Source organism: Brachybacterium sp. 107, assembly GCF_052379725.1.
Taxonomy (GTDB): domain Bacteria; phylum Actinomycetota; class Actinomycetes; order Actinomycetales; family Dermabacteraceae; genus Brachybacterium.
This window is the reverse complement of sequence record NZ_JBQSYW010000001.1, coordinates 22,532-35,421: the sequence shown is the minus strand read 5'-3', so window position 1 is coordinate 35,421 and position 12,890 is coordinate 22,532. Positions and strand designations below refer to the sequence as shown.

At 71.6% G+C, this 12,890-nt stretch carries 11 protein-coding genes; all 11 read left to right on the top strand.

Annotated features, from left to right (window positions below; genetic code table 11):
- Window position 1: 1 nt before the first annotated feature.
- The 11 genes from ACT3UL_RS00140 (at window position 2) to ACT3UL_RS00090 (ending at window position 12,773) form a co-directional block, all read left to right on the top strand.
- Window positions 2-1,480, top strand: a complete 1,479-nt coding sequence (locus tag ACT3UL_RS00140) for a UDP-N-acetylmuramoyl-tripeptide--D-alanyl-D-alanine ligase (RefSeq protein WP_444575972.1) — start codon at window positions 2-4, stop codon at window positions 1,478-1,480.
- Window positions 1,477-2,577: a phospho-N-acetylmuramoyl-pentapeptide-transferase gene (gene mraY / locus ACT3UL_RS00135; RefSeq protein WP_444575971.1), complete on the top strand. Its 1,101-nt coding sequence runs from the start codon at window positions 1,477-1,479 to the stop codon at window positions 2,575-2,577. The genes ACT3UL_RS00140 and mraY overlap by 4 nt, the downstream gene beginning before the upstream one ends.
- On the top strand, window positions 2,574-4,103 hold the full coding sequence (murD, locus tag ACT3UL_RS00130; protein ID WP_444575970.1) for a UDP-N-acetylmuramoyl-L-alanine--D-glutamate ligase: 1,530 nt from the start codon (window positions 2,574-2,576) through the stop codon (window positions 4,101-4,103). The genes mraY and murD overlap by 4 nt, the downstream gene beginning before the upstream one ends.
- The gene (ftsW, locus tag ACT3UL_RS00125; RefSeq protein ID WP_444575969.1) at window positions 4,100-5,650 is read left to right on the top strand and encodes a putative lipid II flippase FtsW; all 1,551 of its coding nucleotides are present in this window, start codon (window positions 4,100-4,102) and stop codon (window positions 5,648-5,650) included. The genes murD and ftsW overlap by 4 nt, the downstream gene beginning before the upstream one ends.
- A complete protein-coding gene (locus ACT3UL_RS00120; protein WP_444575968.1) occupies window positions 5,647-6,738 on the top strand; it encodes a UDP-N-acetylglucosamine--N-acetylmuramyl-(pentapeptide) pyrophosphoryl-undecaprenol N-acetylglucosamine transferase in 1,092 nt (363 codons plus the stop codon). The genes ftsW and ACT3UL_RS00120 overlap by 4 nt, the downstream gene beginning before the upstream one ends.
- A gap of 35 nt (window positions 6,739-6,773) precedes the next feature.
- Complete coding sequence (murC, locus tag ACT3UL_RS00115; protein ID WP_444575967.1) at window positions 6,774-8,327, top strand: UDP-N-acetylmuramate--L-alanine ligase; 1,554 nt, start codon at window positions 6,774-6,776, stop codon at window positions 8,325-8,327.
- Window positions 8,328-8,761: 434 nt separating this feature from the next.
- Window positions 8,762-9,499 (top strand): cell division protein FtsQ/DivIB, encoded by a 738-nt coding sequence (locus ACT3UL_RS00110; protein WP_444575966.1) that lies wholly within the window; start codon window positions 8,762-8,764, stop codon window positions 9,497-9,499.
- 231 nt (window positions 9,500-9,730) lie between these two features.
- Window positions 9,731-11,059: a cell division protein FtsZ gene (gene ftsZ, locus ACT3UL_RS00105; protein ID WP_444575965.1), complete on the top strand. Its 1,329-nt coding sequence runs from the start codon at window positions 9,731-9,733 to the stop codon at window positions 11,057-11,059.
- A complete protein-coding gene (gene pgeF, locus ACT3UL_RS00100) occupies window positions 11,056-11,796 on the top strand; it encodes a peptidoglycan editing factor PgeF (protein WP_444575964.1) in 741 nt (246 codons plus the stop codon). The genes ftsZ and pgeF overlap by 4 nt, the downstream gene beginning before the upstream one ends.
- Before the next feature lie 189 nt (window positions 11,797-11,985).
- The gene (locus ACT3UL_RS00095; RefSeq protein ID WP_444575963.1) at window positions 11,986-12,474 is read left to right on the top strand and encodes a cell division protein SepF; all 489 of its coding nucleotides are present in this window, start codon (window positions 11,986-11,988) and stop codon (window positions 12,472-12,474) included.
- Window positions 12,475-12,482: 8 nt separating this feature from the next.
- Complete coding sequence (locus ACT3UL_RS00090; RefSeq protein ID WP_444575962.1) at window positions 12,483-12,773, top strand: YggT family protein; 291 nt, start codon at window positions 12,483-12,485, stop codon at window positions 12,771-12,773.
- Window positions 12,774-12,890 lie beyond the last annotated feature (117 nt).

The window sequence follows — 12,890 nt, the reverse complement described above, 5'->3', positions numbered from 1 at the left end:
GATGCTGCAGACCACAGCTGGGGAGATCGCTGGGATCACCGGAGGTCGCCTCGTGGGTGGAGCGACCGGTGACGAGACCGTCACCGGAGCGGCCCGGATCGATTCTCGAGAGATCGAGGGCGGTGACCTCTTCGCCGCCTTCCTCGGCGAGCACGCCGACGGGCACGACCACGTCGCCGCGGCGCAGCAGTCCGGAGCAGCCATCGCCCTGGTGACCCGGGACCTCGGCCTTCCGGCGGTGCTCGTCGACGACGTGCGCACCGCCCTGTGGGACCTCGCCCGGGCACAGCTGGCACGCGCCCGCCAGGAGCGCGAGGACCTCGTGGTCTTCGCGATCACGGGCAGCGCCGGCAAGACCGGGGCCAAGGACCTCCTGGGCACGATCCTGCGCACCGTCGGCGAGACCATCGCGCCCGTCGGCAGCTTCAACAACGAGCTCGGCCTGCCCCTGACCGTGCTGCGGCTGGACTCAGCGACGCAGTACCTCGTGCTGGAGATGGGCGCCCGCGGCATCGGACACATCACGCAGCTCACCGACATCGCGCGCCCCGACGTGTCCCTGGTCCTGAACGTGGGCAGCGCCCATCTGGGGGAGTTCGGCAGCGTCGAGGCGATCGCCCGTGCCAAGGGCGAGCTGGTCGAAGCGCTCGAGCCCTCCGGCAGGGCGATCCTGAACGCCGAGGACCGGCTGGTCGCCGCCATGGCCGATCGCAGCGCGGCTCCCGTGCTCAGCTGGGGCTTCACCACCGGCGACCTGCGCGGAGAGGACCTCACCCTCGACGTCGACGCCCGCGTGAGCTTCACCCTCGTCGTCCCCGAGGGCGTGACCACCCTCCAGGGCACCGACGTGCCCGCGGGCCGTTTCCCCGTGCGCCCGGACCTGCTGGGCGACCACCAGGCGGCCAACGCCCTGGCCGCTCTGACGGCAGCGGTCTCCGCCGGGGTGGACCCGGCCGCCGCGGCCGCCGCCCTCGAGGATGCCAAGCTCGCCTCGGGGCAGCGGATGGAGGCACTGCGCGCCGGCGGCGTGATCGTCATCAACGACGCATACAACGCGAACCCGGATTCGATGCGCCAGGCGCTCAAGACTCTCGCCCACCTCGGCCGCGGCCACCGCACGATCGCGGTGCTCGGCGAGATGCTCGAGATGGGGCCGGACTCCGTGCGCCTGCACGATGAGATCGGCCGCCTCGTGGTGCGCCTGAACATCGGCCAGCTGTACGCGATCGGCAACGGCGCCGCACCGATCCATCACGGGGCGAGCCTCGAAGGCAGCTTCGGGGGTGAGTCCGAGTACCTCGACACGGTCGAGGAGGCGATCGCCGTGCTAGAACGAACGGTGGTGCCCGGTGACGTGGTGCTCCTGAAGTCCTCGCGTGACGCCGGGCTCCGGGAGATCGCCGCGCCGCTCATCGACCACCTGCAGCGACGAGACGGTGCTCTCCCGGAGCACTCGGCAGACGAAGGAGACGACGCATGATCGCGATCATCATCGCGGGAGCGACGGCCTTCCTGCTGTCCATCGGGGGCACCCCGCTGTTCATCAAGCTCCTGGTGCGCAAGAGCTACGGCCAGTTCATCCGGGACGACGGCCCCACCTCGCACGCCACCAAGCGCGGCACCCCGACCATGGGCGGCGTGGCCATCATCCTGGCCACGATCCTCGGCTACGGTCTCTCGCACCTCTTCCTGCTGACCGTGCCGTCCGTCTCCATCCTGCTGGTGCTCTTCCTCATGGTGGGGCTCGGGGTCGTCGGCTTCCTGGACGACTACCTGAAGATCTCGCAGCAGCGCAGCCTCGGACTGCGCCCGCGCGCGAAGCTCATCGGCCAGTTCCTGGTCGCGACCGCCTTCGCCGTGCTCGCCCTGCTGTTCCCCGACGGCAACGGCAACACGTCGGCGTCGACCAAGATCTCCTTCGTGCGAGACGTCGAGTGGCTGGATCTCGCCTTCGCGGGCTCCGTCGTCGGCTTCATCCTCTTCGCGATCTGGGCGAACTTCCTGGTCGCCGCCTGGTCCAACGGCGTGAACCTCACCGACGGCCTCGACGGTCTCGCCAGCGGCGCCACCATCATCTTCACCGCCACCTACCTCGTCATCGCCTTCTGGCAGTGGCGCCAGGTGTGCAACGTCGACCTGGACGCCGGGGGAGTGGTGCACTGCTACGACGCCCGTGACCCTCTGGATGCCGCCGTGCTGTGCGCCGCCATCATCGGCGCCTGCGTCGGCTTCCTGTGGTGGAACACCTCGCCCGCGAAGATCTTCATGGGGGACACCGGGTCCCTCGCTCTCGGCGGCGCGATCGCCGGGCTGACCATCGTCACCCGCACCGAGATCCTCGGCGCGGTCATCGGCGGGCTGTTCGTGATCATCGCCCTGTCGGTGATCATCCAGGTGGGCAGCTTCAAGCTCACCGGGAAACGTGTGTTCCGCATGGCCCCGCTGCAGCACCACTTCGAGCTCAAGGGCTGGAACGAGGTCACGATCGTGGTGCGCTTCTGGATCGTCGCCGGCGTGCTCGCCGGCCTCGGCCTCGGCATCTTCTACCTCGACGCCCTCCCGAGGATCACCTCATGACCGCAGCAGAACCCACCCCCGCACCCCGCACAGACCGTCCCGACGTCGAGAACCTCGCCTGGCCGGGCCTCGACGTCGCCGGGCTGCGGATCCTGGTCGCCGGCTTCGGCATCTCCGGCTACGCGGTCGCCGACCAGACCATGCAGCGCGGCGCGCACGTGCTCGTGGCCGACGGCTCCGACACCCCGGAGATCCGCGAGCGCACCCAGATCCTCGAGGTGCTCGGGGTCGAGGTGCGCCTGGGTCGGGAGCACACGCTCGCCCTGCCCGAGGATCGCGAGGTCGACCTCGTCATCACCTCCCCGGGATGGCGCCCCGACCAGCCCCTCCTCGCCGCCGCGGCCGCCGCCGGGATCCCGGTGTGGAGCGAGATCGAGCTGGCCCGACGGATGCAGCCGGCTGACGGTCCCGACTGGCTCGCCGTGACGGGCACCAACGGCAAGACCACCACCGTGACCATGCTCGAGACGATCCTCCAGCACGCCGGACTGCGCGCCGTCGCCTGCGGGAACGTCGGCCTGCCCGTGATCGAGGCGGCCCTGGACCCCGAGGGCTTCGACGTGCTCGCGATCGAGCTCTCCAGCTTCCAGCTGCACTGGACGCAGAACCTCGACTGCGAGGCCGCTGCGGTGCTCAACATCAGCGCCGACCATCTCGACTGGCACGGAGGCGCCGAGGAGTACGCGCTGGCCAAGGGCCGGATCTACCACGGCGTCCGCACCGCGTGCATCTACAACGTCGCGGACGAGACCACCAGGCGGCTGGTCGAGGACGCCGATGTCCTCGACGGCGCCCGCGCGGTCGGGATCTCCCTCGCCACACCCGGTCTGTCCGAGATCGGCGTGATCGACGAGATCCTCGTGGACCGCGCCTTCCTCGCCGAGCGCCGCACGGCCGCCGCCGAGCTCGCCACCCTGTCGGACCTCGCCCACCTCGGCCCGCACGGGGCCGGGCCCCACCTCGTGCTCGACGCCCTGGCCGCGGCCGCACTCGCCCGCGCGCACGGCGTCGCGGCGGAGGCCGTGCGCGACGGACTGCGGGCCTACCGCGTGGGTTCCCACCGTGCGCAGCTGATCGCGACGATCGACGGCATCAGCTTCGTCGACGACACCAAGGCCACCAACCCGGCCGCTGCCGCAGCGTCCCTGCATGCCGCGGACCGCGTCGTCTGGATCGCCGGGGGCGACACCAAGGGCGCCGATCTCGAGCCGCTGATCTCCTCCACGGCGGACCGCCTGGTCGGAGTCGTCCTGCTCGGAGTGGACGACCAGCCGTTCCGTGCCGCCCTCGAGCGACACGCCCCCGAGGTCCCCGTCCGACGCATCGATCCGGGTGACACTGACGACGTCGCCGGGCGCTCCCGACTCATGGAGGACGCGGTGCACGCCGCCCGTTCCCTCGCCTCGGCAGGGGACGTCGTGTTGCTGGCACCGGCAGCCGCCTCCATCGACCAGTTCCGTGACTACGCGGAGCGGGGGGATCTCTTCGCGGCGGCCGTCCATCGACTGCCAGGAGCGAGCACATGACGATCGAGGAGACCCGCCGGGACACCCGTCGGTCCACCGGCGTCGTGCGTCCCGATGAGGACCAGCCGCTGGGCAGCATCAGCTCCCGTATGCGGGACGGCGTCGGCTCCTGGTTGAAGTCCCCGGCGCTCGACTTCTACGCCCTGATCGTGATCGGCACCCTGCTCATCAGCGTGGGCCTGGTCATGGTGCTGTCCTCCTCCGCGGTCCTGAACATCTCCCGGGGGAACTCCGGGTTCGCCGGGCTGTTCCGCCAGGGGACCTTCGCGGCCATGGGGCTCGTCCTGCTCGTCGTCGCCGCCGCGCTGCCTCCGGCCTTCTATCGCAAGGCGGCCTGGCCCCTGCTCGGAGTGGGCATCGCCCTGCAGTGCCTGGTCTTCGTGCCCGGCCTGGGCTGGGCCGTGGACGGCAACCAGAACTGGATCCGCATCGCCGGGCAGACGCTTCAGCCCTCGGAGTTCCTCAAGCTCGCCCTCGCCGTATGGCTGGGTGCCCTGCTGTCCATGAAGCGGCCGTTGCTGCACAGGCCCGCCCATCTGCTGTTCCCGCTCGTCCCCGGAGTCGTCGTCGCCCTCGGCCTGGTGATGCTCGGCCACGACCTCGGCACGATGATGATCATGGCCCTGCTCGTCGCCGGCGCCGTCTGGGTCTCCGGCGTGCCGCGACGCTGGTTCATGGCGGCAGGGGTCGCGGGTCTGGTGGCGGTCATCGGCCTGACCGTCACGAGCGCGAACCGTATGGCGCGCATCGGGAACTGGATCCACGGGATCTGCCAGGGCGATTCCTGCTATCAGTCCGATCAGGGCCTCATGGGTCTCGCCGAAGGCGGCTGGTGGGGCGTGGGCCTCGGCGAGTCCCGCCAGAAGTGGGGACGTCTCCCCGCCGCGGAGGACGACTACATCTTCGCCATCATCGGTGAGGAGCTGGGTCTCATCGGCACCCTCGGTGTGCTCCTGCTCTTCGCCGCACTCGCGCTGATCCTCTTCCGCATGATCACGCGGATCGACGACCACTTCATGCAGGTCACGATCGCCGGCATCAGCGCCTGGCTGCTGGGCCAGGCCTTTGTGAACATGATGGTGGTCACCGGGATGCTGCCCGTGATCGGCGTCCCGCTGCCGTTCATCTCCTCCGGCGGCTCCGCGCTGCTCGCGTCCATGGCCGCGCTCGGGGTGCTGATCTCCTTCGCGCGGCGCGAGCCGGGCGCCCCCGAGGCGATCAGCGCCCGGATGGCGTCGGTGCGCAGCTCCGTCGGCGTGCTGCCCGCCCCGCGCGACACCGCCTCCACCGCGTCGAAGCGCACCGGCTCGTCGAAGCGCACCGGCGCGTCGAAGCGGTCGACGACGAAGGCCGCCGGGGGCGCCAAGAGCTCGAAGACCCCCACGACCGCCACGAGCCCCGCGAGCACGAAGAGCCCCTCGGGCAGAAAGAGCTCACAGGGCGCCCAGCGCTCCAAGCCCTCGACGGCTTCGGGATCGTCCCGCTCCTCCGCCCGTTCGAGCACCTCGCCTGCTCGTCGTTCCCCCTCGTCCCGAAGGACCCGATGACCACGACCACCCCGCCCCGCATCCTGCTCGCCGGAGGTGGCAGCGCCGGGCACGTGTCCCCGCTGCTGGCCACGGCCGCCCAGATCGTCCGTCGCGCGCCGGAGGCCGAGGTGCTCGTGCTCGGCACCTCCGACGGGCTAGAGAACGATCTCGTCCCCGCAGCCGGCTTCGAGCTGCTCACGATCGACAAGGTGCCCTTCCCCCGGCGTCCGAACGGGGCCGCGCTGCGCTTCCCGGGTCGTTTCGTGGGGACCCTGCGCCAGGTGCGGGCGATCCTGCGCGAGCGACAGATCGACGTGGTCGCGGGTTTCGGCGGCTATGTGTGCCCGCCCGCCTACCTCGCAGCCTTCTCCGCGCGTCTGCCCGTGGTGGTCCATGAGGCCAACCGGCGACCCGGTCTCGCGAACCGGCTCGGCGCCCGACGTGCCGCCGAGGTGCTCACCGCCTTCGACGGCTCGAGCCTTCCCGGCGCGCGCCGGATCGGGATGCCGATGCGCGACGGCATCGCCCACCTCGATCGTGACGCCCGCCGCGCCGCCGCACGGGAGGCCTTCGGTCTCGATCCCGACCGACCGGTGCTGCTCGCGACCGGCGGATCCCTCGGCGCCCTGCGGCTGAACACCGCGGTCTCCGAGGCCGCGGAGAGCTTCCTCGACGCCGGCGTGCAGATCCTCCACGTCACCGGCCGCGGCAAGGCCGAGGGCCTCGTCGAGCGGCCCGGCTACCGGGTCGTCGAGTACGTGCTGTCGATGGAGGACGCCTACGCCGCCGCGGACCTCGCCCTGACCCGGTCCGGCGCCGGCACGGTCTGCGAGCTGACCGCCGTCGGGCTGCCGTCCCTCCTGGTCCCGCTCCCGATCGGGAACGGCGAGCAGGCCCTGAACGGGCAGGACGTCGTGGCCGCCGGGGGCGCGCTGATGGTGGCGGATGCGGATCTCGACGCCGAGGTGCTGCGCACACAGGTCCTCCCGCTGCTCCAGGACGCCGAGCGCCTGGGCGCCATGGCCGAGGCGTCCCGCGCCTTCGGCATCTCCGATGCCGCCGAGGTCATGGCCGACGTCGTGACCGGCGTCGCACGCCGAGCCTGACCCGGTCCCCCGAGCGATCCGACTACGGTGATCCCATGACCTCCGCTGCAGTCCCCACCGGCCCCTCGAAGCAGCGCGCACCGCGCACGATCCTGCGTCCGGGGGACGTCATCACGCAGCCCGCGTGGCCGACGGATCGTCCGATCCGCAGTGTCCACGTGATCCGCATCGGGGGCGCTGGGATGTCCGCCGTCGGCCGCCTCGCCCTGGAAGCCGGGCTCCGCGTGAGCGGCTCGGACTCGCAGGACGGCCAGTTCATCGCCCCGCTGCGCGAGGCGGGCGCGCGGATCGCCCTCCGCTTCGACGCCGCATCACTGGCCGAGGACGTCGACGTCGTGGTCGTCTCGACCGCGGTGCGCGCCGACAACCCCGAGGTGATCGCCGCTCACGAGCGCGGGATCCCGGTCGTCCATCGCGCGGCCGCCCTGGCAGGCCTGCTCTCCGGCCGTGACCTCGTCGCGGTGGCCGGCACCCACGGCAAGACCTCGACGACGGGGATGGCCGTGATGGCCCTGCGCGGCGCCGGTCTCGACCCTGCCTGGGCCCTCGGCGCAGCGGTCCCGGACCTCGGTCGCAACGCCGGCTTCCGTGCGGATCCGGCAGTGACGGCCGCCGGCACCGGCGCGGCGTCCGACTCCGGCTCGAGAGGTCCCGCGGTGATCGAGGCCGACGAGTCCGACGGATCGTTCCTCGCCTTCGCCCCCCGGTCCCTCGTGGTCACCAACCTGGAGCCGGACCACCTCGACTTCCACGGCGACGAGGAGACGCTCACCGCGGCCTTCGACGTCCTCACCGGGCAGATCGTCCCCGGCGGTCACCTCGTGGTGTGCGCCGATGATCCCGGTGCCCGTGCCCTCGGTGAGCGCGCCGCGCAGCGCGGCGTCGCCGTGACGACCTACGGCACCGACGCCGGCTGCGACTGGCAGGTGCTCGCCGAGAGCAGCAGCGCCGGGGGCACCGAGCTCGAGCTCAGCACCCCCCGCGGCACGCTCCGCACCACGCTCTCGGTGGCAGGGCACCACAATGTGCTCAACGCCCTCGGCGCGCTCGCGGCCGTCGGCGCCGCAGTCCCCGAGGCGGAGCTCAGCGCCCTGGCGAGCGGCCTGTCCGTCTTCACGGGCGCCTCGCGACGCTTCGACGTCGCGGGAACCGCCGGGGGTGTCACGGTGGTCGACGACTACGCCCACCATCCCCGGGAGGTCGCGGCGACCATCGCCGCGGCCCGCGGCATCGTGGAGGATCAAGGGCTCGGCGGCCGGGTGCTCGTGGTCTTCCAGCCGCATCTGTTCTCCCGCACCCGGGACTTCGCCGCGGACTTCGCGACCGCTCTGGCCGCGGCTGATCTCACCTGGGTGATGCCGGTCTATGCGGCGCGCGAGGATCCCGATCCGCGCATCGACGCCCGCACCATCACGGATCATGTGCAGACCGGGACCGTTCGGCCCGTCGAGGGGCCGGACCAGGTCGCCGCCGCAGTGCGCGGCGCCGCCGTGCCGGGCGATCTCGTGCTCATGCTCGGCGCCGGTGACATCGTCGAGACCACCCCAGCGGTGCTGGCGGCGCTGGGCGACGGAGCGGGGGAGCGCTGATGGCGCGCCGTCCCTCGGCACCGCGTCCCCGCACCACCGCACGGCGGCCCAGCCCTGCACGGACCCCGCGGCCGGCGACGTCGGAGGGGCGCTCCGGGATGACGCCCGCACGGGGTGACGGCGTCACGGCGCGACCTGCACCGTCAGCCCGCCCCGCTCCATCGGTCCGACCTGCACGGTCCGCAGGATCGGCCCCGTCGGCCCGCACGGCGGCCTCCGCACAGTCTGCTTCCTCGGCTTCTTCTGCCACCTCGGCAGCTCCCGCCCCGTCGGCGAACCCGGCGCCGCGGGTCGCACGGCCGGGATCCTCTCGCGCCACCACCCGCACCCCGCGCACCTCGAGCACCGCCGTCGGCCGACCGGGCCCGCAGGCTCCCGCCGAGCGCTCCGCGACCGAGGCCGGCACCGGCGGCGGCTCCGCAGGCGGAGGCCGAGTGGTCCAGGCCGCGGGGCGCTTCCGCGAGATGGTCGCCGGGCGGCCCTGGCGTCGTCGCCGTCGCGCGATCATCGCCGGCGCGTGCGCAGCGGTGGCGCTCCTGGTCGCGGCCGTCCTCGTCGTGATCTTCCTCCCGGCGCTCCAGCTCCGCGAGGTCTCGGTCTCCGGTCTCGGCTACGTCCACGAGGAGGAGGTGCGCACCGTGCTGGATCAGGACCTCGGCGACAGTGTTCTGCTCCTGCCGACCTCGGACATCGCCGAGCGCGTCGAAGCGGTGCCGGGGGTGGAGAGCGCAGAGGTGGAGCGCTCCTGGCCCGACGGCGCCACGGTGACGATCACCGAGGCGGAGCCGGTCGCCGTCCTGACGACGACCGACGGGAGCTCCGCCGTCATCGACGGCACCGGGCAGGAGCTGCCTGCCGAAGCAGGGGAGGGGGCCGAGCTCATCCCGCTGACCGTGGATGCCGGGTCCGCGGATCCGGAGGGTGCCGCGACCGCGCTCAGCGACGTCCTCGCGAGCATGCCGGACGGCCTGCGCGGTTCCGTGCAGCAGATGACCGCCTCGAGCGCGAGCGACGTCCAGCTGGTCCTCGCCCTCGAGGACGGCGGCACGAAGACCGTCGTCTGGGGTGATGCCGCGGATTCGACGCTCAAGGCCGAGGTGGTCCAGGCGCTGATCGACCAGCCCGGCACCGAGATCGACGTGTCCTCCCCGGTCGCCCCGGTCACGCGCTGAACGGTCGGTCCCGCTCGAACAGGGTGAGCCTTTCCACGGTTCGCAGCCGACACGCGGCCGACACGCGCCCGTGGTGTTTGCGTGGGAGTGAAGTCCTCCCTAGCGTCAAAGGAAAGAAGAGGTGCCCCGAACTCCAAACCTCGAGTCGAGGTTGAGGGTTTCGGCAGTCGGTGACCAGGCGCGACGCAGGCTCCTCTTCGCAGGTGAACGACAAGAGCAAGGACCCTAAACGTGGCCGGAACCCAGATCTCCCTAGCAGTCATCAAGGTCGTCGGCGTCGGCGGCGGAGGTGTCAATGCTGTCAACCGCATGATCGAGTCCGGTCTCAAGGGCGTCGAATTCATCGCGATCAACACCGACGCCCAGGCGCTGCTGATGTCCGACGCGGACGTCAAGCTCGACGTCGGCAAGGAGATCACGCGTGGTCTCGGTGCCGGCGCCGATCCCGAGGTCGGCAAGCGCGCGGCCGAGGACCACGCCGAGGAGATCGAGGAGGTCCTGCGCGGGGCCGACATGGTCTTCGTGACGGCCGGCGAGGGCGGCGGAACCGGCACCGGCGGTGCCCCCGTGGTCGCCAAGATCGCCCGCAGCCTCGGCGCGCTCACCATCGGTGTCGTCACCCGTCCGTTCACCTTCGAGGGCCGCCGCCGCTCCACCCAGGCGGACTCCGGCATTGCCGGCCTGCAGGCCGAGGTCGACACCCTCATCGTCATTCCCAACGACCGCCTCCTGTCCATCGCGGACAAGCAGGTCTCCATGCTCGACGCCTTCAAGAGCGCCGACCAGGTGCTGCTGTCCGGCGTGCAGGGCATCACCGACCTGATCACCACGCCGGGCCTGATCAACCTCGACTTCGCGGACGTCAAGTCCGTCATGCAGGGCGCCGGCAGCGCCCTGATGGGTATCGGCTCGGCACGTGGCGACGACCGTGCCCTCCAGGCCGCCGAGCTCGCGGTCTCCAGCCCGCTGCTCGAGGCCTCGATCGACGGCGCCTACGGCGTGCTGCTCTCCATCCAGGGCGGCAGCGACCTCGGCCTGTACGAGGTCTCCGAGGCCGCCCGCCTGGTCCAGGAGGCCGCTCACCCGGACGCGAACATCATCTTCGGCTCCGTCATCGACGACGCCCTGGGTGACGAGGTCCGCGTGACCGTCATCGCCGCCGGCTTCGAGAGCGGCGGCCCGGCCCAGCGCCAGGACGTCGCCCCGCAGCAGCGTCCGGCCCCCCGCCAGGAGCCGGTCCAGCCGCCGCGCGCCGCGCAGGAGCCGCGTCCGGCCTCCACGTCGCAGCGTCCGTCGTCGGGTTCCGGTGCGGCCGCGGCCCCGGGTGCCTGGGGTCTGCCGCAGCAGACGTTCTCCCCGACCCGTCCGGGGTCGAGCGATCCGGAGACCGAGGTGCTCGAGCCCACCGAGGCCGATCAGGAGTACGCCGCTCCGCAGCAGTCGCAGTTCCCGCCGCAGCCCGCGCCCCGCGCTCCGCAGCCGGAGCCGGTGCGTCCGCCGCGCATCGAGGAGCCGCCGTCGGACGATGACGATCTCGATCTGCCGTCGTTCCTCAAGTGACATCAGCTCTCCCCGCACGGGCCCCGCGTCTTCGCGGGGCCCGTGCCCTGTTCACGGGGCGTGCCGGGGGAGTGGGGGCCGGCGACTACGCCACCTTGAACCTCGCCCGCCACGTCGGGGACGAGGACGGCGTCGTCGACCGCAATCGCGCGCTCGTCGCCGCCGAGATCGGGGCCCCGCTCGTCTTCGCGGAGCAGGTCCACTCCCCGGATGTCCACGTGCTGCCGGAGCACGGCCCCGTCCCCGTCCCGGTGATCACCGCCGATGCCCTGGTGACGCGCCGCTCCGACGTGGCGCTGGCGATCATGGTCGCGGACTGCCTCCCGGTGCTGCTGTCCGATGAGACGGCGGGCGTGATCGCCGTCGCCCATGCCGGCCGGGCCGGTCTGCTCGGCGGAGTGCTCGAGAACACCCTCGCCGCGATGGCGGAGCTGGGGGCGGTCGCCGAGCAGATCTCCGCGAGCATCGGCCCCTCGATCTGCGGGAGCTGCTACGAGGTTCCCGAGGAGATGCGCGCGGACTCCTCACTGGTCCTGCCGGCCACGTGGTCCCTTACCCGGTGGGGAACCCCTGCGCTCGACCTGCGTGCGGGAGCCGTCAGCGTGCTCACCGGCGCCGGCCTCCCTGCGGCGGAGATCGACGTGGACCACCCCTGCACCCTCGAATGCGAGGACTTCTTCTCCTATCGGAGGCAGGCTCGCACGGGACGGTTCGCCGGGGTCGTCCGGCGCCGCTGATCCCCGCTGGGGCGGCGTGCAACGGCCCGATGTCGGAGGCGGCGCAGGCACGACACGGGAGGCGACACGCCGACGGCCTCCCTGGGCAGAGGAAACCCCTGCGGTACTTTCGAGGCACAGGGCTCCCGCGCACTCCCCGTGCTTCCCCGGAGCCCCGGTCAGCGTGAACAACAAACTGGGAGATCTGCGATGGGTAACTGGCGCAACGCCATGGTCGCTCTCGGCCTCGCCAACGAGGTCGACGATGAATACTACGAGGACGAGCGGCAGCGCCCGGACGAGGCCGCCGCTCCGGCTCGCCGCACCGAGCGTGGCGTCGATCCCGCACCCGAACGGGAGGCTCAGGTGACCCCGATCCGCCAGCGCTCGAATGTTGTCGCCATGGCCCCGGCAGTGGAGGAGTCGATGCACCGCATCACCACCATCCATCCGCGTTCCTACAACGACGCGAAGGCGATCGGCGAGTCCTACCGTGACGGGGTGCCCGTCATCGTGAACCTCTCCGACATGCAGGACGGCGACGCCAAGCGCATGGTCGACTTCTGCGCCGGTCTCGTCTTCGGTCTTCGCGGCAGCATCGAACGGGTCACCTCCAAGGTGTTCCTGCTCTCCCCGGAGTTCGTCCAGGTCGACGGGGATACCTCTGCCGACGAGGGCAGCTTCTACAACCAGAGCTGAGCGCCTTCATGCAGCTTGTCGCAGGAGTGCTGTACCTCGCAGTGCTGCTGTACCTGATCGTGCTCATCGCCCGCCTGGTCCTGGAGTGGATCCAGTCCTACGCGAGGGAGTTCCGCCCGCGGGGGATCGTGCTGGTGCTCTTCGAGGTCGTGTTCACGCTGACCGACCCTCCGGTGAAGGGCCTGCGACGCCTCATCCCTCCGTTGCGGCTGGGCTCGATCGTGCTCGATCTGAGCCTCATGATCCTGCTCGTCGTGGGGTGGATCCTGCTGTCCGTCCTGGCCTCGCTCGCAAGCTGACGTCGCGCAGCGCTGCCCAGTCGAGCCCTCACGGCTTCTCGCAGAAGTCGTGGCAGGCTCCCGCTATCCGCTAGGCTGTCGCCACCGCGCTTCATGCGCACGACGACCCCTGACTGA

Coding starts and splice junctions, on each gene's coding strand:
- ACT3UL_RS00140 (WP_444575972.1), top strand. CDS start 2: ATGCTGCAGACCACAGCTGGGGAGATCGCTGGGATCACCGGAGGTCGC.
- mraY (WP_444575971.1), top strand. CDS start 1,477: ATGATCGCGATCATCATCGCGGGAGCGACGGCCTTCCTGCTGTCCATC.
- murD (WP_444575970.1), top strand. CDS start 2,574: ATGACCGCAGCAGAACCCACCCCCGCACCCCGCACAGACCGTCCCGAC.
- ftsW (WP_444575969.1), top strand. CDS start 4,100: ATGACGATCGAGGAGACCCGCCGGGACACCCGTCGGTCCACCGGCGTC.
- ACT3UL_RS00120 (WP_444575968.1), top strand. CDS start 5,647: ATGACCACGACCACCCCGCCCCGCATCCTGCTCGCCGGAGGTGGCAGC.
- murC (WP_444575967.1), top strand. CDS start 6,774: ATGACCTCCGCTGCAGTCCCCACCGGCCCCTCGAAGCAGCGCGCACCG.
- ACT3UL_RS00095 (WP_444575963.1), top strand. CDS start 11,986: ATGGGTAACTGGCGCAACGCCATGGTCGCTCTCGGCCTCGCCAACGAG.
- ACT3UL_RS00090 (WP_444575962.1), top strand. CDS start 12,483: ATGCAGCTTGTCGCAGGAGTGCTGTACCTCGCAGTGCTGCTGTACCTG.